This window comes from Ruegeria sp. CI1 (assembly GCF_056536925.1).
Genome location: NZ_JBQFQP010000005.1, coordinates 1 through 22,944 on the forward strand (window position 1 = coordinate 1; position 22,944 = coordinate 22,944).

General features: G+C 57.0%; 26 protein-coding genes and 1 pseudogene. 13 read left to right on the forward strand and 14 right to left on the reverse strand.

Annotation, left to right across the window (positions count from 1 at the left end):
- The first annotated feature begins 1,506 nt into the window (after window positions 1-1,506).
- Both ACR0LZ_RS07020 and ACR0LZ_RS07025 read left to right on the forward strand, forming a co-directional pair.
- Complete coding sequence (locus ACR0LZ_RS07020; protein WP_480749076.1) at window positions 1,507-2,196, forward strand: hypothetical protein; 690 nt, start codon at window positions 1,507-1,509, stop codon at window positions 2,194-2,196.
- 74 nt (window positions 2,197-2,270) lie between these two features.
- On the forward strand, window positions 2,271-2,519 hold the full coding sequence (locus ACR0LZ_RS07025) for a ParB N-terminal domain-containing protein (RefSeq protein ID WP_480749077.1): 249 nt from the start codon (window positions 2,271-2,273) through the stop codon (window positions 2,517-2,519).
- Here the strand turns inward: ACR0LZ_RS07025 and ACR0LZ_RS07030 are convergent.
- From ACR0LZ_RS07030 to ACR0LZ_RS07055, 6 genes and pseudogenes are all read right to left on the reverse strand, one after another.
- Window positions 2,511-3,524, reverse strand: coding sequence for a fatty acid desaturase (locus tag ACR0LZ_RS07030; protein ID WP_480749078.1), 1,014 nt, complete (start codon window positions 3,522-3,524; stop codon window positions 2,511-2,513). The two genes, ACR0LZ_RS07025 and ACR0LZ_RS07030, sit on opposite strands and share 9 nt — an antisense overlap.
- Before the next feature lie 73 nt (window positions 3,525-3,597).
- The gene (locus ACR0LZ_RS07035) at window positions 3,598-3,804 is read right to left on the reverse strand and encodes a cold-shock protein (protein ID WP_480749079.1); all 207 of its coding nucleotides are present in this window, start codon (window positions 3,802-3,804) and stop codon (window positions 3,598-3,600) included.
- Between the two features lie 474 nt (window positions 3,805-4,278).
- Window positions 4,279-4,449 (reverse strand): annotated as a pseudogene (locus ACR0LZ_RS07040) (IS5/IS1182 family transposase); the annotation flags it as partial.
- Between the two features lie 22 nt (window positions 4,450-4,471).
- The gene (locus ACR0LZ_RS07045; RefSeq protein ID WP_480749080.1) at window positions 4,472-5,437 is read right to left on the reverse strand and encodes a LysR family transcriptional regulator; all 966 of its coding nucleotides are present in this window, start codon (window positions 5,435-5,437) and stop codon (window positions 4,472-4,474) included.
- Between the two features lie 118 nt (window positions 5,438-5,555).
- Window positions 5,556-5,870 carry a hypothetical protein gene (locus ACR0LZ_RS07050; RefSeq protein ID WP_480749081.1) on the reverse strand — a complete coding sequence of 105 codons (315 nt, stop codon included), beginning with the start codon at window positions 5,868-5,870 and terminating at the stop codon, window positions 5,556-5,558.
- A gap of 173 nt (window positions 5,871-6,043) precedes the next feature.
- A complete protein-coding gene (locus tag ACR0LZ_RS07055) occupies window positions 6,044-7,228 on the reverse strand; it encodes a hypothetical protein (protein ID WP_480749082.1) in 1,185 nt (394 codons plus the stop codon).
- Between ACR0LZ_RS07055 and lepA the strand changes: the two genes are divergently transcribed.
- The 3 genes from lepA (at window position 7,211) to ACR0LZ_RS07070 (ending at window position 10,746) form a co-directional block, all read left to right on the forward strand.
- A complete protein-coding gene (gene lepA, locus ACR0LZ_RS07060) occupies window positions 7,211-9,010 on the forward strand; it encodes a translation elongation factor 4 (protein WP_480749083.1) in 1,800 nt (599 codons plus the stop codon). The two genes, ACR0LZ_RS07055 and lepA, sit on opposite strands and share 18 nt — an antisense overlap.
- Before the next feature lie 131 nt (window positions 9,011-9,141).
- Entirely contained in the window at window positions 9,142-9,981 is an 840-nt protein-coding gene (locus tag ACR0LZ_RS07065) for a hypothetical protein (protein WP_480749084.1), read from the forward strand.
- 522 nt (window positions 9,982-10,503) lie between these two features.
- Window positions 10,504-10,746 (forward strand): hypothetical protein, encoded by a 243-nt coding sequence (locus ACR0LZ_RS07070; RefSeq protein ID WP_480749085.1) that lies wholly within the window; start codon window positions 10,504-10,506, stop codon window positions 10,744-10,746.
- Window positions 10,747-10,773: 27 nt separating this feature from the next.
- Here the strand turns inward: ACR0LZ_RS07070 and ACR0LZ_RS07075 are convergent, their stop codons facing one another.
- The 5 genes from ACR0LZ_RS07075 to ACR0LZ_RS07095 form a co-directional block, all read right to left on the reverse strand.
- On the reverse strand, window positions 10,774-11,199 hold the full coding sequence (locus ACR0LZ_RS07075) for a type II toxin-antitoxin system prevent-host-death family antitoxin (RefSeq protein ID WP_480749086.1): 426 nt from the start codon (window positions 11,197-11,199) through the stop codon (window positions 10,774-10,776).
- Between the two features lie 875 nt (window positions 11,200-12,074).
- The gene (locus tag ACR0LZ_RS07080; RefSeq protein WP_480749087.1) at window positions 12,075-12,212 is read right to left on the reverse strand and encodes an entericidin A/B family lipoprotein; all 138 of its coding nucleotides are present in this window, start codon (window positions 12,210-12,212) and stop codon (window positions 12,075-12,077) included.
- A 75-nt stretch (window positions 12,213-12,287) separates the two neighbouring features.
- A complete protein-coding gene (locus tag ACR0LZ_RS07085) occupies window positions 12,288-13,082 on the reverse strand; it encodes a metal ABC transporter permease (protein ID WP_480749088.1) in 795 nt (264 codons plus the stop codon).
- Entirely contained in the window at window positions 13,082-13,831 is a 750-nt protein-coding gene (locus ACR0LZ_RS07090) for an ATP-binding cassette domain-containing protein (protein WP_480749089.1), read from the reverse strand. The genes ACR0LZ_RS07085 and ACR0LZ_RS07090 overlap by 1 nt, the downstream gene beginning before the upstream one ends.
- Complete coding sequence (locus ACR0LZ_RS07095; protein ID WP_480749090.1) at window positions 13,828-14,307, reverse strand: Fur family transcriptional regulator; 480 nt, start codon at window positions 14,305-14,307, stop codon at window positions 13,828-13,830. Before ACR0LZ_RS07095 ends, ACR0LZ_RS07090 begins: the two co-directional genes overlap by 4 nt.
- Before the next feature lie 89 nt (window positions 14,308-14,396).
- Here ACR0LZ_RS07095 and ACR0LZ_RS07100 point away from each other — a divergent pair, with 89 nt between their 5' ends.
- Complete coding sequence (locus ACR0LZ_RS07100) at window positions 14,397-15,290, forward strand: zinc ABC transporter substrate-binding protein (RefSeq protein WP_480749091.1); 894 nt, start codon at window positions 14,397-14,399, stop codon at window positions 15,288-15,290.
- A 7-nt stretch (window positions 15,291-15,297) separates the two neighbouring features.
- Here ACR0LZ_RS07100 and ACR0LZ_RS07105 read toward each other — a convergent pair whose 3' ends face one another.
- From ACR0LZ_RS07105 to ACR0LZ_RS07115, 3 genes are all read right to left on the reverse strand, one after another.
- Window positions 15,298-16,353, reverse strand: a complete 1,056-nt coding sequence (locus tag ACR0LZ_RS07105; protein WP_480749092.1) for a YeeE/YedE family protein — start codon at window positions 16,351-16,353, stop codon at window positions 15,298-15,300.
- A 108-nt stretch (window positions 16,354-16,461) separates the two neighbouring features.
- Complete coding sequence (locus ACR0LZ_RS07110; protein ID WP_480749093.1) at window positions 16,462-16,800, reverse strand: ArsR/SmtB family transcription factor; 339 nt, start codon at window positions 16,798-16,800, stop codon at window positions 16,462-16,464.
- 141 nt (window positions 16,801-16,941) lie between these two features.
- The gene (locus ACR0LZ_RS07115) at window positions 16,942-17,319 is read right to left on the reverse strand and encodes a hypothetical protein (RefSeq protein ID WP_480749094.1); all 378 of its coding nucleotides are present in this window, start codon (window positions 17,317-17,319) and stop codon (window positions 16,942-16,944) included.
- A 93-nt stretch (window positions 17,320-17,412) separates the two neighbouring features.
- On the opposite strand from ACR0LZ_RS07115, the gene ACR0LZ_RS07120 reads away from it, so the two are divergent.
- The 7 genes from ACR0LZ_RS07120 (at window position 17,413) to soxB (ending at window position 22,935) form a co-directional block, all read left to right on the forward strand.
- Window positions 17,413-18,150 carry a cytochrome c biogenesis CcdA family protein gene (locus ACR0LZ_RS07120; RefSeq protein ID WP_480749095.1) on the forward strand — a complete coding sequence of 246 codons (738 nt, stop codon included), beginning with the start codon at window positions 17,413-17,415 and terminating at the stop codon, window positions 18,148-18,150.
- A 17-nt stretch (window positions 18,151-18,167) separates the two neighbouring features.
- Complete coding sequence (locus ACR0LZ_RS07125) at window positions 18,168-18,746, forward strand: thioredoxin family protein (protein ID WP_480749096.1); 579 nt, start codon at window positions 18,168-18,170, stop codon at window positions 18,744-18,746.
- Window positions 18,747-18,922: 176 nt separating this feature from the next.
- On the forward strand, window positions 18,923-19,396 hold the full coding sequence (soxX, locus tag ACR0LZ_RS07130) for a sulfur oxidation c-type cytochrome SoxX (RefSeq protein WP_480749097.1): 474 nt from the start codon (window positions 18,923-18,925) through the stop codon (window positions 19,394-19,396).
- 42 nt (window positions 19,397-19,438) lie between these two features.
- Window positions 19,439-19,855, forward strand: coding sequence for a thiosulfate oxidation carrier protein SoxY (gene soxY / locus ACR0LZ_RS07135; protein WP_480749098.1), 417 nt, complete (start codon window positions 19,439-19,441; stop codon window positions 19,853-19,855).
- A gap of 33 nt (window positions 19,856-19,888) precedes the next feature.
- Window positions 19,889-20,218 (forward strand): thiosulfate oxidation carrier complex protein SoxZ, encoded by a 330-nt coding sequence (gene soxZ / locus ACR0LZ_RS07140; protein ID WP_480749099.1) that lies wholly within the window; start codon window positions 19,889-19,891, stop codon window positions 20,216-20,218.
- A gap of 70 nt (window positions 20,219-20,288) precedes the next feature.
- Window positions 20,289-21,140, forward strand: coding sequence for a sulfur oxidation c-type cytochrome SoxA (gene soxA, locus ACR0LZ_RS07145; RefSeq protein WP_480749100.1), 852 nt, complete (start codon window positions 20,289-20,291; stop codon window positions 21,138-21,140).
- 97 nt (window positions 21,141-21,237) lie between these two features.
- Window positions 21,238-22,935: a thiosulfohydrolase SoxB gene (gene soxB, locus ACR0LZ_RS07150; protein ID WP_480749101.1), complete on the forward strand. Its 1,698-nt coding sequence runs from the start codon at window positions 21,238-21,240 to the stop codon at window positions 22,933-22,935.
- Window positions 22,936-22,944: the final 9 nt, after the last annotated feature.

The following is a 22,944-nucleotide window of genomic DNA, read 5'->3' on the forward strand; positions in this document are numbered from 1 at the left end:
CACACAGTGCACTGGGCTATCACCCACCAGCGCCCGAGACCATCATCCCGATGGAACACAGGCCGATCATGCACTAACAATAACATTGGACCCGTCAGATAGGGCTGCTCAGACTTAAGTTGCCGTTCCCTGCTGGTCCGACCCTAAATCACCACAACGGCAGATTGACGCTGGACAGAATATTTCGGTGTTTCACGACGCAACTTGGCTACTGGCAGTCTCAAAAACTATCTGTCTTGGCGGTGCCAGCACAGCGACTGGGCCAACTTCCTTGACTCTATGCTGGCTAAGAACCACAAGAGTGTATTGGTGAAAATTACTCGTAGCCGCGATGCTGCCGGCTTCGATGATCCAATGGCCTTCAGACCAATTGTAGCATGTGCCCCAGCATAGGAACGGGTTTGGCTGGGGTCTTCGCTATGAGCTCGTTCCTCGCAAGCATTCGCAACTGTCACCTGACAAGCCCCAGTCATCGCGTGACTCATGAAAGAAGGCGCTGTATGAACAGCACATGGCTAATAAATAGCGTGCTTGATGCCCGATAGATCAGGTCTCAGGCTCCGTTTCAATCAGTCATTCATCGTGTTTTCGCACGGCGTTCTTTGTTTAATCCCGGCATTCTTGTTGTTGTTCACAGGAACGCAGCTTCCTGCCCAAGCCACAGGCAATGCCGACGGATCGGTTTGTGACGAAGGTTTCGAAAACAAGAATGGATCGTGTCAAAGAACAGACGTACCAGAAAACGCATATCTGACGGGCAGTTCCTATGGCAGTGGCTGGGAATGCAATCATGGTTTCCAGCATGTCGGGGAGTTTTGCGAGGAAATCAATGTTCCTGAGAATGCCTATCTTGCATCAACCGGAGATCGATGGGAGTGCAATCGGCTCTTCCGCCGAGTCGGAGAAGAATGTGAAGAACTGATTGCGCCTCAAAATGGGTACGTCGAAACCCGGTTTGGCGCACAGGAAATACACTGCAACTGGGGATTTCGTAAGGAGGACCAGGAATGTGTTGCAATTAATGTCCCAAGCAACGGCCGTCTGACTGACAAAAACAGCGCGGATGGTTGGGTATGCCTCAGAGGTTACAGGGCAGCAGAGAGCGGCTGTGAGCCTGTGGCTATTCCAAAGCATGCATATCTAGCATCTGGAACTTTTTCCGGATGGAAATGCGAACGCGGTTTTCGCGCAAACCGGGACAGGTGCGTTGCGATCCTTGTCCCTTCAAACGCTCACTTGAATCGAAGAGGTGACGGATGGGAATGCAATCGGTCGTTCACACGACAGAACGACAAGTGCACCGAAAATGTGCCGAGACAATAGGTCGGTGGAAATCAATACCTCCTGACATATCCGGAAGGACGAAGCCGTGAACCATAACTCGATTGATGAAAATCTGGGTAAAAGCCTCAAAGCCGAAAAGGCTCGTCGCCGGTCCCACGGGATTAAGATATCTATTGCGTCAGCGGTGTTTGTTGCGGCGATAATTGTAGTGGTGTTTCTCTGATGCGTAAAAATGCCCCTCAAGTAACACTTCCGGGCTCAAAGATGTCAGCTCGTGGTCTGGAACAAAGAGCATTTCAGGACCGCAATGTTCGTAAGACGCGGAACGCTGACGTATCGGGAGTGATTGAAGAAGAGTTCGGAAAGTACTTGATTAAGGCAGGAATGCTGAGCGGTAACAGCGTTGCGCGCGCATTCCCCAAGCCGCCTGCTAAAACGCAGGCAATGATCGCCGACGCAGTTGGTGAAACACCCGCATTGGCCATTGAAGCACTAAAAAACACTCTCAAAGAGCGAGACAGAAAACGAAGCGGTCAACGCCGTTTGGAGGGAAACTCTGGCACCTTCGTTCCCAGTGAAAGAGAATATGCCGAGGCATTGCGCCAGATCAGGCTGACCCCTGCACAGGTTACAATGCTCAAAGCACTGACAATAGCAGGCAAGGAAGGTCTGACCATTGGTCACTTGTCTCAGGCGGCCGGTTACAAATCGCGCGAGGCGTCCGTCAAGGTCTTCAAGAAAATCGGGTTTTTGATCGCAGAATATCTGGAACTCGAACTTCCCGAAGGCGGGTCTGCTCAGAATGATGGCGCTGCTCAAGTCCTGGCATTTTCTCACGTCGAAAATGACGATAAACCAGCCACTTGGATCATGCATCAGGAACTGCGCGACGCCGTGCGTTCTATTCTATGACGAAAAATCAAGCACCTAAATACGAAGAGAGTTCCTGACCGCTCCAAATGCACGAAAGGTTGCACGCATAGCTTATGCTGAAGAAAAAATCATACCCGCTCGACCTGATCTATGTACCTGTGAAACGTGCAAAAACACTTGATCAGCAAAAAGTCCTGTCGCTGGCCGAAGATATCCTGAAGAACGGCCAGAAAACCCCGATTCAGATACGCGCGGACAACAAAAGGTTCGTACTGATTGAAGGCCTTCACCGACTAGAGGCCATTCGCGCCCTCGGAGGAGACACTGTCGAAGCCTACTTGGTGCGCGCCAGGCTACACTAAATTTTTGTTGGGATTGGCGTTCGACAAAGCCTCGGAAAACGTCAGCAGGCGCTGACTTTCTTCATCCCAAAGATGCAATCGCGCGCAGTGAAAGCTCTCATTCAGAGTAATACGCTGGCAGTTTTCCAACTCGGAATGGTCACGCAAAACCTCGTTTAGCCGATAAAACGGTATGCGGCTGGCAAGGTGGTGAACATGGTGCACACCAATATTGGCAGAGAACCATCGCAGGATGCCTGGCAGGGCATAGTGAGAACTTCCATAGAATGCGGCGTTCTGAAGATTCCACACTTCTTCCCGCTCCCAGGTCGTGTGTTCAAACTGGTGTTGAATATAGAATAGCCAAATACCAATCGATGATGCGACAATCATGGTTGGCAGATAAACATACGCCAACACGTCAAAGCCTCCGGCCCAAATAACCAGAGGCAATAACCCTGCAATCGCGGCGTTTGTTCCCATCGCACTTGCCCAATACAGCCAGCCCGACCGCATGAAACCAAGAGGTAAGCGGTTTTGAAGAAAGAACGTATAGATCGGCACAATACCCAAAAGGAAAATGGGATTCCGGGTCAGACGATAAGCGGCACGCCCGAACCATTTCCGCTTCAGGTATTCCTCAACAGTCAATGTAGGGATGTCACCCATGCCACGTCGATCAAGGTTACCCGTTGAGGCGTGGTGAATCGCGTGGCTTTGTCGCCAAACGTCGTAGGGTGTCAGGGCAAGAATACCCAGAACCCGGCCTGTCCAATTGCAAACGGTTCGGTTTCTAAAGAAAGATCCATGACCACAATCATGCATAATGATGAAGATACGGACCAGAAACGCGGCATTCAGGATGGACAGTAATATTGCGACCCAGACACTAAAAGATAACGCAAACCACGCTATAGCCCATAGCGCAAATAATGGGACAACAGTGACCGAAAGTTCAAAAACACTGCGCTTCGCATCGGCCACACGATATTGCGCGAGTACCCGCGTCCAGTCTTTTGGTTGCAACTTACGTGTTCTCCAACGGCTTTTAGTAGTCCATTGTGCAAACGGGCACCCCCAAAAGGGTGCCCGAAAAAGATCAAGCCAGTGCCAGATTGGCGGCGCTGTCGCGTCCGTCGCGGCCCGCTTCAACGTCGAAGGTCACCTTCTGGCCATCCTTCAATTCGCTGATGCCGGAACGTTCAAGTGCCGAGACATGCACGAATACATCGCGCTTACCGTCTTCAGGCTCGATGAAGCCAAAACCTTTGGTCGAGTTGAACCATTTTACTGTGCCATTTGCCATGGTGGTAGTCTCCTAATACTTGCCGCCCGCATGATTGCGGCGACTCGGCGTGGTCGGTCTGAATCGAAAGACTGAACGCCGAATTGAGGAGACAGCAGGTCGAAAAAGAAAAACGTAAGCCTAATGTATATGGACTTCGAGTACGCACGATACAAGCCTTGATTCAGTGGAGTAAAACAGAGGATTTGAATCTCCCTGGCTCAAGTCAGGATAAAGAGCACCAGAGCCGTTGCTAAAGCACGCTTTGTCTGTGTCTTGCTCATTGCCGGACAAACGCTTGCTGCGCCCGGAATGAATGGTCCGTCTTCATGCCGCAGTGCCGCGCCAACGATGATGCACATGTGATAAAACCTATGCTGCGAGCGCGCGCAGCGAAAATCTCCAAGGTACAGTTTGGGCTCACGGACTAACCCGCTCTCGCGGCAAGGGGCAGCGTCACGGCCCTTGTTGAAACTGGTTGGAATCAGTCTGACAGCACCCTTCTTTCCACAAGCCCCTGTTCTTGCGGATCGGAAAGATTGGAACGGCATCGCGCTCGATGATGGCATTGTTACAGCGGCGCGTGTCGCAGGCGCCATCGGCGATCACGGTGCCGATCGGCTCGTCCGGCGGGGTCTGGCTGGGCAGGTCAGATAGTACTGGGCTGGCCGCCCCCAGGCCTGAACACCTAACCCGGAATGATCGTCAGCCGGTCGTTCAGCCACGGCAGCCGCGCCACCGCCGGATCGATCATATGCGCCTGCATCAGGCGGCGCATCATCTCGGCCACGTCGCGCGGCACCTGATCGGACCAGTCCGACCGGGTGTACAGGGAAATCCGGCGCGAGAAATCCCCGAACGGCACCGGAAACACGTCGATATCGTCGTGGAACCGTTCGGCGCGCATATATCCCAGCGGTGTCGTCAGCGCCCAGCCCAGCCGCCGCCCCACCATCGCCATCAGCGCCAGATGCGAGCCGATCTCGAACCGCTCCTCGAATTCCAGCTTGTGCCGCGCCAGTTGCGCCTCGATCTGGCGGCTGATCAGCTGCTCGCGCGCATAGCGCAGAAACGGCAGGTCCGCCAGCGCCCCGGCCACATCGCCGCCCTCGGGAACCGCCCCTTTGGGCGCCACCAGAATGAAGGGGTCGTTGACCAGCGGATATTCCACCACCCCTTCCAGCATCTCGCCGCTATGGGCCGAGACCGCCAGATGCAGCCGCTGCGAGGCCAGCGCCTCGAAGATTTCGAGGCTGGGCAGGGTGACCAGCTTGAACTTGCTGCGGGTCAGGCTGTCGGCCAGCAACGTCGCCAGCCGCGGCGTCAGGTCATTGTCGAAATCGTCGATCAGCCCGATCGACAGCATGCTCAGGTGGCCCAGATCCATCACCATCAGCTCGCTCTGGGCCTGTTGCAGTTCCGACAGCACCGCCTCGGCGCGGGTCTGGAAACCGCGCCCCGCCTGCGTCAGCCGCATCGGCCGCCGCGTGTGATCGACCAGATCGACGCCAAGCGCCTGTTCCAGATTGCGCAGCTGCTGGCTGACCGATGGCTGGCTGAGCCCGGTGACCTCGGCCGCCTGCGCCACCGAGCCGGTGCGCGCCAGCGCCGCGAACACTTCCAGCCCCCGCAGGGTCACACCCTTGATCACCATTCAACCGTCCCTTTCCGCTGCGCCATTTCTGAAAGCCCCCCGGCGTCAGGTCAAGCACTCAAACCCGGCACACCGCACTGGGGTGGCCGGGCAAACCCGTCAACGCTGGGATCAAACCTTAGCGGCAGGCGGCCTGCGCCAACTGCCCAAAGACCTCATACCGCTCCCACAGTGTGTCGTCCTCGGCGGTTTTCGACATCTTCACTTCCTGCGCCTGATGCGGGTCGGTGAACCACTTGGCCACGGTGCGCTGGTCGCCGCGTGACAAGGTGTCGTTGGCCACGCCCTGAATACAGTTGCACCGCTGACGCGTTGCCGCCTGACTGCCCGAGGCCATGCAGGCCCGCTGGATGTCGCCGCGCGCCGCAGAGGCGGTCGGAATCGCCGATGCCAGCAAGGCTGCGCCGAATGCGATGGTAAAGAGATGTTTCATGACTCTGCTCTCGTTTTGCCTGCCCGGAGGAATCTGTGCCCCTCTCGGCCGTGGGCAAAGTATGAATTAAACGGTCGCGTGGATCAATCATACGTTGCGAAAAAGTGATTACTCGATCCGGAAACGATACATTCCCACCATCCCCCATAGGCCGGGCTTCAGCCCGGCACCGGTCAGGACAGGAAGGGGAGCCACCTTTCAATCGCCTTGATTAACGCTTCGATTTTTTCCGGATACGTTGCAGCATACCCCGCTCCGGTCGCCGGAATACCCCACTTGATCAAAGTATCGACCGCAAGATCGCCTTTGCCTGCGCACCATTTGAGAAAGCTTGCCAACCCAGATTTAAACTTAGCAAGAATTGCTTCAATCCGCTCACGAGCAGGGCTTTCCTCTTCCAAAGCCGTCGAGAGTTCTTCGGTGGCTTCCCAGATCAAGGTTATCGCGCCGGACAAACGTTCATCTTCGATGCTCTCAGGAGGGTTGTTGCCTCCGATACCGTGGCGCGCAGACGTTCGAACCGTCAGGCTGTCTTTCATGTCCGATAAGGCTTTCTCGACGTCCCACCGCGCCTGAATTTGTTCGATTTCGCCAGCGACAGCTTCGGGACCGGCCTCCCAAACGGCATCGTCGATCAGCGCAACACGGCGCTGCAAGTCCCAGTCGAGGGGTTTGCCATCAAGGAAACCGGCGTACCAGTTCTGAAACCAGTCGGTCCCGATTTCACGTGCGACAATGTCGAAGAAAAATGCTGCGCGTTTGGACGCATGAGGGCTTTCCAGCAACCACAGTTGGAGAAGGAAAGGATTGTTTGCGTTGAAATCGTCGTTGAGCGCGTGATGCAGGTATTCTGTGGCCAGATTGCGAAGATCACCATCGGCATTGGCCGCGCCGCGAAAGTAGTTGTTCAATCTGCTGATCGAAGCACGACAGCAAGGCTCCGGCGCGCGCTCGCCGCTCAGCGCCAAAACGGCCTCGCCAATCGCGCCGAACCGAAAATCAAACGCGCCGACCTCTTCTCTAAAGGCGCGGTCGAATTCTTCGCCACGACGCCCCAACGTCTTTGGCAAATCCTTGCCCTCATACCCCACCACGCTGACCAGAAGGCGCAGGTATGAGCAAAGAAAATCATTCAGACGCTGCACCTTGTTGTCGCCCGACAGGTGCGACGCAACCGCAGCCGCCGCAGGCACCGACCGGAGGGCATTGCGCCTCAGAACATCGCGCAGCTTGATTTCATCGGCGCTCAGCAGCCAAGTATCAATCGTTTCGTTGCTCAGGGTCGGTGCGCCGTCGTTCTCCACCTTGACCGCCTTAAAAAACCCGCTAATACGCGGACCATGACAGACCTCGCTCATATCCGCAATTTCTCCATCGTCGCGCATATCGACCATGGCAAATCCACCCTTGCCGACCGGCTCATTCAAGAGACCGGGACGGTGCAGGATCGTGACATGAAGGAACAACTGCTCGACGCCATGGATATCGAGCGCGAGCGGGGCATTACCATCAAGGCCAACACCGTCCGCATCGACTATACCGCCGACAATGGCGAGGCCTATGTGCTGAACCTGATCGACACGCCCGGCCATGTCGACTTCGCCTACGAGGTCAGTCGCTCCATGCGCGCGGTCGAAGGCTCCCTGCTGGTTGTGGACAGCACCCAAGGGGTCGAGGCGCAGACGCTGGCGAACGTGTATCAGGCCATCGACGCCGATCATGAAATCGTGCCGGTGCTCAACAAGATCGACCTGCCTGCCTCCGATTGCGACCGCGTGGCCGAACAGATCGAGGACGTGATCGGCATAGACGCATCCGGCGCCATCCGGGTCAGCGCCAAGACCGGGCAGGGCATCCACGAAACGCTGGAGGCCATCGTCGCGCATCTGCCCGCGCCCAAGGGCACGCTTGATGCGCCGCTCAAGGCGATGCTGGTGGATTCTTGGTACGACAGCTATCTCGGCGTCATCGTTCTGGTCCGCATCATGGACGGCGTGCTGAAAAAGGGCATGCGGGTCAAGTTCATGTCGAACGGCACCCTGCACCATGTCGACCGCATCGGCGTCTTCCGCCCCGCCATGCAGGTGGTCGACCAGCTTGGCCCCGGCGAAATCGGCTTTCTCACCGCCTCGATCAAGCAGGTCCGCGATACCCGTGTCGGCGACACCATCACCAATGACCGCAACGGCACCGATAAGGCGCTGCCCGGCTTCAAACCGGCGCAGCCGGTGGTGTTCTGCGGCCTCTTCCCGGTGGACTCGGCCGAATTCGAAGACCTGCGCGACGCGATCGACAAGCTGGCGCTGAACGACGCCTCCTTCAGCTTCGAGATGGAAACCTCCGCCGCGCTGGGCTTCGGCTTCCGCTGCGGCTTTCTGGGCCTTCTCCACCTCGAGGTGATCCGCGACCGCATCGAACGCGAATACGATATCGAACTGATCACCACCGCGCCGTCGGTGATCTATCACGTCTTCATGAAGGACGGCGAAAAGATCGAACTGCACAACCCCGCCGACATGCCCGACCTGTCCAAGGTCGACCACCTTGAGGAACCGCGCATCAAGGCCACCATCCTTGTGCCCGACGAATTCCTCGGCGACGTGCTGAAACTCTGCCAGGACCGCCGCGGCATCCAGATGGACCTGACCTATGCGGGCCAGCGCGCCATGGTCGTCTATGACCTGCCCCTGAACGAGGTCGTCTTTGACTTCTACGACCGCCTGAAATCGGTGACCAAGGGCTATGCCAGCTTCGACTACCAGCTCACCGGCTACCGTCAGGACAACCTGGTCAAGATGTCGATCCTTGTGAATGACGAACCGGTCGATGCGCTGTCGACCATGGTTCACCGCGACCGGGCCGAGATGCGGGGCCGCGCGATGTGCGAAAAGCTCAAGGACCTGATCCCGCGCCACATGTTCAAGATCCCGATCCAGGCCGCCATCGGAGGCAAGGTCATCGCGCGCGAGACCCTGTCCGCCCTGCGCAAGGACGTGACCGCCAAATGCTACGGAGGCGACGCCACCCGGAAACGCAAACTGCTGGACAAGCAGAAGGCGGGTAAAAAGAAGATGCGTCAGTTCGGGAAGGTTGATATTCCGCAGGAGGCGTTTATTTCAGCGTTGAAGATGGACAGCTAAGGCTGATCATCTCCGCATTGATGCTCATCAGGACACCATGGTTTGGAACCTAGTACGAGCAACTCATTAGGTTATTTTTAACTATTATTAGCTTTATCGCGACCAAGTTTTTCCAATTGAGGCTTCCGAAAATGTACAATGCCAAAGTCCTTCCGATACTTATTGCGTCTCCAGGGGATGTGGCTAAAGAACGTGATATCGTCCGCGACGTTATTTACGAGATAAACTACACGGATTCGTTTCGTAGTAGCTTGGTTTTGCTACCTATTGGCTGGGAAACACACTCTTCGCCCGAGTTGGGAATGGCTCCTCAAGATCAAATCAATGAACGTTTGGTTGATCGCTGTGATATTTTGGTTGGGATATTTTGGACCAAGATTGGTTCTCCGACAGGAAACGAGGTGTCTGGTTCAGTAGAAGAAATAAAGCGCCATCATTCAGCGGGAAAGCCGGCTCTACTGTATTTTTCAGAGCGCCCTGTCGCTCCTGAAATGCTTGATGGAGAGCAATTCAAATTGCTGAAAGAATTTAAGGAATGGTGTCAGCCAAAGGGTTTGTACCAACCATTTTCTGACGATGATGATCTGCGCCGGAAGTTGCAGCGGCAACTCAGAATAACGATAGGTGAAAACTCCTATGTGAAAGAGGAGTTGGCGCGCTTTGATGCGATTCAGGAAGAACAAAAATCTGGTTTGAAAAAAGTCAGTTTTCCCCAGATTGCACTTGATATGCTAAAAGGCGCGGTAGCAAAAGACGGCATTCTTTATGTCCGGAATTTTTTGGGGGGCGCGGAAATTTCTGCTGGCGAGTTTGTATTGAAAACTAATGGATCGGGAAGAGAAGATGCAGAAGCGAGAAGCGCTATACAAAAACTAGAAGAGTACGGTCTTATTGAAGAACGCTCGTTTGGGTCAGGTATCTACTATGTAACGGCTGAAGGGTTCGAGGCGCTCGAGCAAAACGATACTTAGTTTTATTCTCTAGTACCTCTAAATCGAGAACATCCAAAAGTTAACAACCCACCCGCCCGGCGGCACCGCCGGGCCGCGTCATGTTGAAAGCATGCCTCTGGCATGACACGCCCGTCGAACCGAAGGTTCGCCTTTGGCGAAACAAACCGAAGGATTGCCTGGGGCAAAACGGGCGGCGCGTTTGCGCCCCGGGGCTTCGCCCGGTCGCGGCCCTCGGTTCCGACCACACCCGTTGCATTTATCTCCGTAGGGCGGGCTTCAGCCCGCCATCCAACCCGGGCAACAGGCGCCAATCCGATGCATCGGCGGCACATATTGGCGGGCTGAAGCCTGCCCTACGCTACCGGATCACTAATGACGCTGCGCCCGTTCGGCCCTGCAACGGTCCACTGGGCCGTTTCCAGGACGGGCCTTACCCCCATAAGCCAACCACCGCCGATCCCAAACCCTCCGACCAAAGTCGGCAGAACCGCCCGCCGGAAAAGTGGTATCATTCCGACACCTTTGTGGGAGGATACCCTGATGAAACATCTGACAATCGCCGCCGCCTTCTGCCTGCTGGCCATGCCCGCCCTTGCCGGGCAATGCCCCACCGACATTGCCGCCATCAACGCCGCGCTGGACGCGGGCACCGACCTGACCGACGAGCAGATCGTACAGGTCGAGGCATGGCGCGACGAGGGGCAGCAACTGCATGACGCGGGCGATCACAGCGCCTCGGTCGAGACGCTGGCCCAGGCCAAAGAGATGCTGGGCCTCAACTGACACCGGCATCAAGGGGGGCGTGCGGCGTCACCCCGCCGCGCGTCCCATCAATCGGCGCCACCATCGGATCTGGTCGCGCTGCATCACCTCTCCGCCCTCCACCGGGTCCAGCCCGCCGCGCTGCAGGATGCGCCGTTCCTCGGCGCGGGTCATCTGCACCTCGCGCACCCGCAGCGCCGCCTCGCGCGCGGTGACATAGGTGCCGTCCGGCCCCGGCTCCATCCCCGGAATGCCCCTGCCGCGTGACCACCAGCCGCGCAGCCCGCTCAGCGGGTGCCGCCAGCCGATCTGTTCGTTGTCCGACAGGTCCCAGATGTGCTCTGCCTCGGGGATCGAAACCAGCGCCGCCAGCGCCCGCCCGCGCCGGGTCAGGATGATCACCTCGCGCGGGTCCTGGGCGCAGGTCACAAGCTGGCTCAGCTCGGCGCGGGCGCGGGAAATCGGGATGAGCATGGGCGAATCTCCTTTGTACGATTCGGACAATCGGGGGTCTGAAACTGGGACATTTCGGTAAATTCGGCCCTGCCGCGGCGTACGATCGCCTTTGCACCTGCAGAAAGACGCGATTTTCAGGCGCAGAAAAGGTGCGCCGGTTTTTCCGGTTTTAACCGCGCGTGGCAGCACCGGTTTTCAGGTTGTCCACATATTCGTACAAGTGGATATCAACACGTTATCCCCGTCTAATTTTCATGCTGCAGTGCTATTTTCTTGTCTGGCGGCAGGGCCGGTGCAACAGTTGGTCCATCGCAAGGGTTCTTAGGAACCGGAGCGGGACGCACAGGCCAAGGGGGTCGGAGTTGACGGAAGGCAGGTCTCAGGATTTGCGTTTCATCGCAAAGGCTTACCGGGAACAGGTCGGTCGCGAGGGGTCTTCGGGCTCATGGCGAAGGATCGGTTTTTCATAAGGGTTGTGCGGGTCGTGTGGGGTCCCTCGGGTCTCATGCGGCGGCACCGGTCCTTCGGGATCGGGGCAAACGGTCAGGTGTACTTTTCGGAGGAAGCCAGGCCACTAAGGCGTCAGGGGTATCCGTCTGGATGCATGCGAAGACCGCGTCTGAGCACCTGACGCCTTTTCCTTTTTCAGGTCGGGATCATACAGGCCACCACTCGTAACCCATTGAAAAGAAACGGGGATCAACTGCATGAGCAGTCAATCCCCGTCGTCAGCGTCTGCTGATGCATTACCGCGTCCATGCACCTATGATGCCATGGCTACCCGGTTTGTGGGAATGGTACAACCACATATTGCGGGCCATGCGGTTTTGGTGACCATATTTTGTTGGATGAGGCGTCAGGGCAACAGGCCGTCCGGTTGCCCGGAGCCGGGGTCAGAATTTCTTCTGAATATCCTCGGCCACATCCTCGATCGCGTCCCCGGCCTTCTGTACATCACGCCCCGCCCCCTTGGCGGTCTCGCAAGCGGCCAATGAAATAAGGGCAATGCCAACCAAAATCGCGCGGATCATGCTGCTCTCCGTTTCTTCTGTTTGCCGATCCCGTAGCACCTCTTGTACAACAAATCCAGCTTTGTCGCGCTGCCGTCACTTCTGTCGAAACAACGGCGCAAACAAAGCTGTCAAAATGAACAAAAGCGCCGCAGCACAAACAATACTAGGCCCCGCCGGAGCATCACCAAGATAAGCTGCGCCTAGCCCACCCACGGCAGCCATACCGCCGAGGAGAGCTGCGGTCATGGCCATGGCCTCTGGCGTTCTGACCAAGGGCCGTGCACCCGCTGCCGGGATGACAAGCAAAGCGGCGATCAACAAGACCCCAACGACCTTTATTGCAACAGCAACCGTCAGGGCGAGGGAAAGCGTCAGCCACAGCTCCTCACGCCTTGGATTCACACCCGAAGCGCGGGCGAGGTCCGGGTTTAGCGTGGACACCAGCAGAGCAGACCAGCGCCATGCGGTTCCTCCGACGATCAGTATTGCCCCGCCCCATATAGCGGCGAGGTCGGCGCGGGTTACGGCGAGAATGTCGCCGAACAGGAACGCGCTAAGGTCCAGGCGGACATCCGAAAGCAAGGTCACCGCTACCATTCCCGCTGCCAGCGCGGTATGGGCCATAACTCCCAGCAACGTGTCCATCGCGTATCCGCGGCCGCGGAAAGCAGTAATTGCAAGGCCCATTGCAAGCGCCGCCGCGATCACTGAGGGTAAAAGTGGTAAAGAAAAGCTGAGCGCAAGCGCCACGCCCAGGATCGCGGCATGGGCCGTTGCTTCTCCAAAATAGGCCATCCGGCGCCAGACAACGAAACAGCCCAAGGGGGCGGTCGCGACTGCGACGCCCAATCCGGCGAGAGTTGCGCGAACCATGAAATCATCGAGCATCAGTGCGTCTCATCATGCGAGTGCGGGTGGTCGTGATCATGCGAGTGGCTGTGCTCGTGCCGATAAAGTGCCATGGTTCCCTTGGTGCCACTTCCGAAAAGCGCGCGGTATTCCGGCGCGTCGGCAACCATCCGCGGAGAACCTTCGCAGCAGATATGGCCATTCAAGCACAGAACGCGGTCTGATGCGGCCATGACGACATGGAGATCATGACTGACCATCAAAATCGCGCATCCCAAATCGTGCCGAACCTGCTCGATCTGCTCATAGAACGCGGCGGAACCGGGTTGATCCAGGCTTTGTGTTGCTTCATCCAACAGCAACAGTTGCGGCCTTTCCAGCAGGGCGCGCGCCAAAAGAACACGCTGGAACTGGCCGCCGGAAAGATCTGCCATCTGGCGGTGTCGGATGTCCGAAACTCCGGCTCGTTCAAGCGCATCCAAAGCTATCGTGGACGCGATGCGCCGGGGCAGGCTCAGGAAGCGCTCTACGGTCATCGGCAGGGCCGCATCCAACGCAAGTTTTTGGGGTACATATCCGATGCGCAGCCCAGGTGCCCGGACAATGTGTCCTTGCGCCAGGGGTACCGCGCCAATCAAGGCCCTCAGAAAGGTGGATTTGCCCGACCCGTTTGGTCCCACGATGGTGACGATTTCACCCGCCGAAATTGCGACGTCGATATTGTCAAGGATCGTGCGGCCCTCCAACTCGATCCTGACGCCCTCGGCGGCAATGACCGGAGGGCTCATGCCACACCTGTTGCGCAAGTGGGGCAAAGACCCTCGGCTTCGACAACGACACGTTCGATGACAAACCCGGTCTTGTCCGCAGCGGTACCCAACCGGCCTTGTTTCAGTTCCGTTTCAGCTTCGGCTACAGCCTTGCATTCTCGGCAGATCAGAAAGGCCGGGACGTGGGCATGGGTGGGGTGGGCACAGGCGGTGTAGGCGTTCAACTGTTCGATTCGGTGGACGAAGCCGTTTTGCACAAGGAAATCCAGTGCCCGATACGCGACTGGCGGTTGCGAACCCAACCTCTCAGACGCGAGGATTTCGAGGATGTCATAAGCCCCCATCGCACGGTGCTTTTCCAGCAGGATTTCCAGTACGCGACGCCTGACGGGGGTCAGTTGTAATTTTTGTTGCCGGCATTTCGCTTCCGCTTCATGCAACGCGGTCGCAATGCAGGTGCCGTGATCGTGGTTGTGAAATCCTATGGCGGTCAAGGGGCTCTCCGTCATTTTAGTGGTTGATATGTTATAACGTCGGAACTATCAAGCTGACCTGAATGTAATAACATATCAACTGAGGCGCCATGTTTAGATTCCCGATCCTGGTGACGTTGCCCTTCTATGCCGGTTCCGTAGCGGCTGAAGTGCCGGTCGTCGCAACGGACATAGCACCGGTTCATTCTTTGGTTGCGCAGGTTATGGAAGGCGTAGGAGAGCCAAAACTGATCATCCGCCCCGGAGTATCGCCTCATGCCTATGCGCTGCGCCCGTCAGAGGCGCGTGTGCTGCAGTCGGCAGATCTGGTGATCTGGATCGGAGAGAGCCTGACGCCCTGGATGGAGAAACCATTGGCGGCACTGGCAGGTGATGCGGAGCAACTGGAATTGCTGGAAATGGATGGAACCATCCTGCACGAGCTTCGCGAGGCGCACGAAGAAGATGACGGGCATGGTCACGAAGGGATAGACCCCCATGCCTGGCTGGATCCGCGTAATGCGCAGGTTTGGGTGGACCACATCGCCAGAGCGTTGGCCGAGGCCGATCCGGAAAACGCGGAGACATATCAGCGTAACTCGGCGGTGGCCAAAAAACGGTTGATACAATTGGAGACGGATATTTCCTTGCATCTTGCCCCGATGCAGGATCGCCCATTTGTGACGTATCACGATGCTTATCAGTATTTCGAACAACGGTTCTCGCTCAACCACACCGGATCGATCACCCTCGGAGACGCCGGTTCTCCCGGCCCCGCGCACCTGGCGGAAGTTCGGGAACATGTGCAAGGAAATTCCGTGACTTGCGTATTTTCCGAGCCCCAATTTGACACACGGTTGGTGGATGCCGTGGCCGAGGAAGCTGAGGTGAGTGTGTATATCCTCGACCCGTTGGGAACAAAGCTTGAACCCGGCGTGGGGATGTATTCCGCTATTCTGAACCAGATGAAAGACAGTTTTTTTGCTTGCGCCAATGGCAACTGACTGGCTGTCAGGCGATCCGGAAACCTTCGATCAACTGCCGCAGTCCAAGCGCTGCCCCTGCGAAGATCGCGGCAAACGTGACCGGTGCGCTGAGTGACAGCACGCTGAACGCGGACATGCCTTGACCGACGGTACAGCCGATTGCCAGCACCGCTCCGATCCCCATGATTGCGGCACCGAGAATTTGCCTGCGCAACTCACGCGGATCTTCACAGGCTTCCCACCTGAAATGGCCCCGGATCATCGATCCAATCAACGCACCGGTCCAGACACCCGCCACCGATCCCACAGCAAAGGAGAGGGGGCGCAAACTGCCGGTCATGGCGAAGAGAATTGTTTCCCCAAGAGGGGCCGAGAAACTGTGTGAAACGACGGGAAGTGCCTCGAACCCGTGCTGAGTAACCCAGAAAGTTCCGGCCCAGCCGGACACAATGGCAAGCGCCACAATCAAAGACCAAAAGATGGATTTCGGGTTTTGCCGCAGCGACGGCGCCCACAGGGCGGCGATGCAAATCGCTGCACCCATCGCTAGACCGATGGTATTTGACGGCAGACCAGTCGCGTTGGCTGCGTGATGGGCAAGGCCAGGCAGGGTTTCACCAGACACCGGGATTTGAGGGAACAGGAAGTTTCGGATCGGGGCCAGTGGGCCGCTAAGTGTGACATAGGTAAATACCCCCATGACCAGCACGATAACAAAGGCGCGCAAGTCACCCCCGCCCAACCGCGCAATCGCGCCGTAACCGCAATTGCCGGACAGCGCCATGCCGTATCCGAACATCAGCCCGCCGACAATGGACGCCAAAGGATTCCAACGGATAGACAGGTAGTAGCTGTTGCCAGGGTCAAAAAGACCGAGTGCGGCCAGAGCAAAACTTCCCATCACGGCGCTGCCGATGGCCAGTGCCCACATCCGCAGTCGCAGGTCAGAGCCGCCATAAAGCAGGTCTTCAATGGCGCCCAGTGTGCAAAACCGCCCCAATCGGGCGGCCAGACCCAACAGAATGCCGCCGCCGAAACCGATAGCGGTGACGATTTGATGGTCGGTCAGTAACTCGAACATGGACCATCTCCCCTTGATCGCATGTGGAATTGACTTGGAGCATGCAGAAATAGCCCGGCCACCGCAAGCGGTCACAAAAGCTGGGTGCGCTGGCAGAAACCGAGTTTTTCAGTCAGTGTCTTTGCAAAAAAGGTCATAAACCGTTTCCAGCATGCGCCGGGGGCGGTCGTCAGCAAGACGGTAATAGATTGCCTTGCCATCGCGGCGCGGTACAACCAGCCCTTCAAGCCTCAAGCGCGACAATTGCTGAGAGACTGCTGCCTGACGGGCCGCGAGCAACTCTTCCAGTTCCGTGACAGATTTCTCGCCGGACACCAGATGGCACAGGATCATCAGCCGCCCCTCGTGGCTGATTGCCTTTAGAAAATTCGACGCCTTGGTCGCATTATCGACCATCTTGTCGAGTTCGTCTTCGGCCATATCGCTTGAAAACTTTGGCAGCGCCATCTTTCGAGTTCCCTACATTCCCAGTGGACGCTTCGAGCGGCTCCCCTCCGCCTCGGTCCAGTGGTCAAATCCGTTACTCTTCTTGTCCAGACATTTCCAGCTACAAGTCCAATATTGTTGCAAATGCGCGACCGTTCGGGCTCACCCACCTGCCAGGGATGCGATTCGGAACTCCGTGTACTCGACCAGCAACCGTTCAAGCAGCGGCCAGAAGAAATCTTCACCAGGGTATCCTTCGAGCCGCGCCAATTCGCGGCCTTGGTCGACCAACAAAAAGGTGGGGGTAAAGGACACGGGGCGATTGATCTGCAACTCATCAGTCACGGTGCGGATGTCGATACGGCGCAATGGAGCAAACTTGCCCTCGTGCGTTTTTGGATAGATCGGCGCGATTTCGGCGTCCCAACGGGCGCACCAACTACACCCTTTCTGTTCGACCATCACCAACTCAGCGGCCGCTGCGGGAAGGACCCACAGCAGAGCAAAAGCAATCGAAAGCAAGAGGCGGCGTATCAGCATGTGCAGTTGTTGACCTGATCTTTCCCATAATATAATTTGAATGTATGAATTTTGCAACCTGCCGTTTGGCCTGCCAATTGCTTGGATGGTGCAATGCTTGAAATTTCTCTGGTCGGAGCATTGACCGCAGGATTGCTCAGCTTTTTTACGCCCTGCATTCTGCCAATGGTCCCGTTTTACCTGTCCTATCTTGGTGGATTGAGCATTGCAGAGTTGCGCGGCGATGGCAGGATTGCCTCTGGCGCGCAGAAGAGGCTGCTTGTTTCTGCTCTGATGTTTGCCCTTGGCGTGACGACTATATTCATGCTGCTGGGGATGGGGGCCACTGCGCTGGGCAAGCTGTTTGGGCAGCACATCGACGCGCTGTCTTATATTGCAGCGGCGGTTCTACTGGTATTCGGCCTGCATTTTCTAGGAATAATCCGAGTTCCCTTTCTCTATCGCGAGGCCAGGCTGGAAAGCTCGGCCGAGGCGTCCACCGTGTTCGGGGCTTATCTGATGGGGCTGGCCTTTGGGTTCGGCTGGACGCCCTGCGTGGGGCCAGCACTGGCATCGATCCTGATGATTGCCTCGGGGATGGGGGATATTTGGCGCGGCGCGCTTTTGTTGTTCGTCTACGGAGCGGGCATGACGGCGCCATTTGTAATCGCCGCGTTGTTCGCCAAACCGTTTCTGGCATGGGTGCAGCGTCACCGAGCCGCGTTTGCCTGGGTCGAAAGGGCCATGGGCGCGATGCTGATCCTGTTTGCTGTGTTGATTGCAACCGGCGGGGTCAACTTGATCGCCGATGCAATGATCCGGTGGGTTCCAGGATTTGCCAGCATAGGTTGACTTAATAGGAGAGAGAAATGACAAGACTGGTTGCCGTGTTTTTTGCCGCCCTGCTTGCTGTACCCGTGTTGAGTGCTGAACTGGGTGATGACGGTCTGCATAAGGCAGACTGGATGCGGGATACATTCAAGGACCTGAGCGAGGATTTTGCCGAGGCCCAATCCGAAGGAAAGCGCTTGCTGCTGCTGGTCGAGCAGCGCGGGTGTCTGTATTGCAAGGATATGCACGACAACACTTTCCCCGACCCGCGGGTGATGGCGATGTTGGAGGACACCTATTTCCCGGTGCAGATCAACCTGCATGGAGATACCGAAATCGTCGATGTCGATGGTCAGGTTTTGTCGGAAAAACAGGCAACCCGCCGATGGGGTGTTTTGTTCACGCCCACAATGATCTTTTTGCCAGTCGAGATGGACGCCGAACGCTCGGCAGCGGAACAGGCGGTTGCCGTTATGCCCGGGGCGTTTTCTCCGGGAACCACGCTGGATCTTTTGACCTGGGTTGCCGAGGAGCGCTATCTGGATCAGTCCGAGGAAGATTTCCAGCGCTATCACGCCCGCATGATTCGTGAACGAAACGATGGTGATACACGCTGAGACGCGCGGGCTGAAAGAACTCTGTACAGAATTTTCAATCGAATTCACGGCTGAGGCGTGAAATAAAACAAAAAATTCACAAACATGAATTTGTTGTTGCGTTCCATCTGTTCGGTGGCCTACGGTATGCAAAGCGAGTTTCGCCGCGCCCTGCGCGGCAGCCAAGGGGAGGACACATGAAAACTGCTTCACTGACATTGGCCGCAATTGTGGTTGCAGGCGCCGCGCTTGCAGAAACCGGCCCCAACGACGTTGCTTTCACGGAGGATGGCGCTGTCGAGGCTTCGTTGACCGGAAAGCCCGGCGACGCGTCCAACGGTGCGATGGTAGTAGGCGAAAAATCCATGGGAAATTGCGTTGCCTGCCATCAGGTTTCGGCCCTGTCCGACGTGCCTTTCCAAGGTGAAGTTGGCCCGTCGCTTGACGGCGCAGGGGATCGCTGGACCGAAGCCGAGCTTCGCGGTCTCGTCTCAAATGCGAAGATGACCTTCGAAGGAACGGTCATGCCTGCCTTCTATAAAACGGATGGCTTCGTTCGGCCCGGTGACGCCTACACGGGCAATGCGCCAGAAGGGCCGCTGCCGCCTATCTTGGCCGCGCAGGATATCGAGGATGTGGTCGCATTCCTGGCGACCCTGAAGGAAGAGTGAGGCGCGTCGCCTGTGTCTTTCAGCATGCAAAGGAGAATAACGATGGAATTCACACGTCGTGACACCTTGGGCCTTGCCCTAGGCGCAGCGGCCCTTTCGGTCCTGCCCTTCCGCGCAAATGCGGCGGCCGAGGATTTGATTGCGGAATTCACCGGAGGCGCCGAACTTGCGGATGCCGGAGTAACCCTGACCGCACCGGAAATCGCAGAGAATGGCAATACCGTTCCGATCGAGGTGTCGGCGCCGGGCGCATCGGCGATCATGGTTCTGGCTACCGGCAACCCGACACCGGGTGTCGCGACCTTCAACTTTGGGCCATTGGCCGGGTCGCAAGCGGCATCTACGCGCATCCGCCTGGCGGAAACGCAGGATGTTGTTGCAATCGCCAAACTGGCCGACGGCTCTTTCGCCAAGGCCAGCGCGACCGTGAAAGTGACCATCGGGGGGTGCGGCGGTTGATTGCCGTCCATCCGATAAACAGGAGAATTCACAATGGCATCTGGTGTTAAACCCCGCGTCAAGGTCCCGAAAAGCGCGGCTGCGGGCGAAGCAGTGACAATCAAGACTCTGATCAGCCATAAGATGGAAAGTGGTCAGCGGAAGGACAAGGAAGGCAACGTCATTCCGCGTTCGATCATCAACCGCTTCACCTGCGAGTTCAACGGGCAGCTTGTGATTGACGTTAAAATGGAACCGGCAATCTCGACCAATCCGTATTTCCAGTTCGAGGCGACCGTGCCGGAGGCAGGGGAGTTTGCCTTTACCTGGCATGACGATGACGGCTCGGTCTACGACGAGAAAAAGTCGATCGCCATCGCATGATACAGGGCGCGAGAACAATGGCCATGCCGCACGGAACCGGCGCGGCCGACCACCCAAGGGAGGATATTGAATGAATTTCAGGGCAATGAGTGCGATTGCCGCATTGGTCGCCGCGCCGCTGGCAGCGGGTGCCGGTCCTGACGAGGACAACCTCGTTGTGAATGGCGAGATCGAGATGGTCACAAAAACTGCAGCACCGGCGCATCTTTCCGATGCAATGGATGAGATTTATTCGGGTTGGCGTTTTCGTTCGGATGAAACTCAGGCGCTTCAGATGGATGATTTTGACAATCCCGCAATGGTGTTTGTGGATCAGGCGCAGGAAGCGTGGGACACGGTCGAAGGAAGCGAAGGCAAATCCTGTGCGTCCTGTCATGGAGCTGTCGAAGAGAGCATGGCCGGTGTGCGGGCCGTGTATCCAAAGTGGAATGAAAAAGCAGGCGAAGTCCGCACTCTGGTGATGCAGGTGAATGATTGCCGCGAGAACCAGATGGGGGCAGAAAAATGGAAGTATGACGGCGGAGAAATGACCGCAATGGAAGCTCTGATTTCTGTGCAATCCCGTGGAATGCCGGTCAACGTGGCCATCGACGGCCCCGCCCGGGAAACCTGGGAAAAGGGCAAGGAAGTATACTATACGCGGTACGGCCAGCTGGAGTTGAGTTGCGCCAATTGCCACGAACAAAACTATGGCAACATGATCCGTGCCGACCACCTGAGTCAGGGGCAAATCAACGGGTTCCCGACCTATCGGTTAAAAAATGCCAAGTTGAACAATGCACACGCACGCTTCAAGGGTTGTGTGCGTGACACCCGTGCCGAGACCTTCAAACCGGGTAGCGATGAGTTCGTCGCTCTGGAGCTTTACGTTGCTTCGCGCGGCAATGGCTTGTCGGTCGAAGGTCCGTCTGTCCGTAACTGAAACCGAAAAACCCCGCGTCATTGTGCGCGGGGTTTTTCCGTATCAACAAATTCAATAAAGCGAATGCAATCAAGGTTAATAGGGAAAGTTGGTCCAGATGATCTCGCGTCGTGATTTTCTTCAGGTCTCAATGGCGGCTTCGGCCCTTGTGGGGGCGTCGGGTTTCGGCAACTGGGCCCGACTGGCCGCGCAGCAAAACCTGACGCAGGACCAGTTGTTGGAGTTCGAAACCTACGGAAACATCAGCCTGATCCATGTCACGGATATTCATGGCCAGCTGAAGCCGATATATTTCCGTGAACCCGAAATCAACCTGGGCGTTGGAGAAAACAAGGGATACGTGCCTCACATTACCGGCGCAGATTTCCGCAAGGCCTACGGGATCCTAGATGGAAGCGCGTCTGCTTATGCCCTGACGTATGATGACTTTTCGGCGCTATCCAAGGCCTATGGTCGCGTGGGTGGCATGGATCGTGTCGCTACTGTCATCAACGCCATTCGCGCCGATCGACCTGATGCTCTTCTGCTTGATGGCGGGGACACATGGCACGGCTCTTACACGTGCTACCAGACCGAGGGTCAGGACATGGTCAACGTCATGAACGCCTTAAAGCCCGATGCCATGACCTTCCATTGGGAGTTCACTTTAGGCAGCGAGCGGGTGAACGAGATTGTCGAAAGCCTGCCTTTTGCCGCACTGGGACAGAACATATTCGATGCCGAATGGGACGAACCAGCCGAGTTGTTTAAGCCCTACAAGTTCTTAGAACGTGGCGGGGCCAAGATAGCCGTAATCGGGCAGGCTTTCCCCTATATGCCCATTGCCAACCCACGCTGGATGTTTCCCGAGTATTCGTTCGGCATACGCGATGAAAACATGCAGGCCACGGTCGACGAGGTTCGCGCCGACGGCGCCGACGTGGTGGTCGTGTTGTCCCACAACGGATTTGACGTCGACAAGAAGATGGCGGGCAAGGTGCAGGGGATCGACGTGATCCTGTCAGGCCACACGCATGATGCGCTGCCCGACCCGGTGCTGGTCGAAAAGACCCATATCATCGCGAGCGGATCGAATGGCAAGTTCGTCAGCCGGGTAGACATGGATGTGCGCGATGGCCAGTTGATGGGACTGCGCCACAAACTGATTCCAGTCTTTTCAAACGTAATTGCGCCCGACCCGGCGATGACGGCGCTGATCGAAGAACAGCGCGCACCGTTTGCGGCCGATCTGGCCGAGGTGATCGGCAAGACCGACTCGCTGCTTTTCCGGCGCGGCAATTTCAACGGCACCTGGGACGATCTGATCTGCGACGCGCTGATCTCGGAACGAGAGGCCGATATCGCCATGTCCCCCGGCGTTCGTTGGGGGCCGAGCCTTGTTCCCGGCGACGATATCACCCGCGAAGATATCTGGAACGTCACCTCGATGAGTTACGGGCAGGCTTATCGGTCAGAGATGACTGGCGAGTTTATCAAGGTCATCCTCGAAGACGTGGCCGACAACATCTTCAACCCTGACCCATACTATCAGCAGGGCGGTGATATGGTGCGGATCGGTGGGATGGGGTACCGGATCGACATAAACAAATCGCAGGGCGAACGCATCAGTGAAATGACGCTACTCAAGACCGGTGAGGCGATCGATCCAGCCAAAATTTATGTCGTCGCCGGATGGGCCAGCGTCAACGAAGGCACCGAAGGTCCGATGATATGGGACGTGGTAGAGAGCCACATCCGCAAGCAGGAAACCGTCACGGTCAACCCCAAAAACTCGGTCAATGTCGTGGGTGCCTGAGCGCCCGCC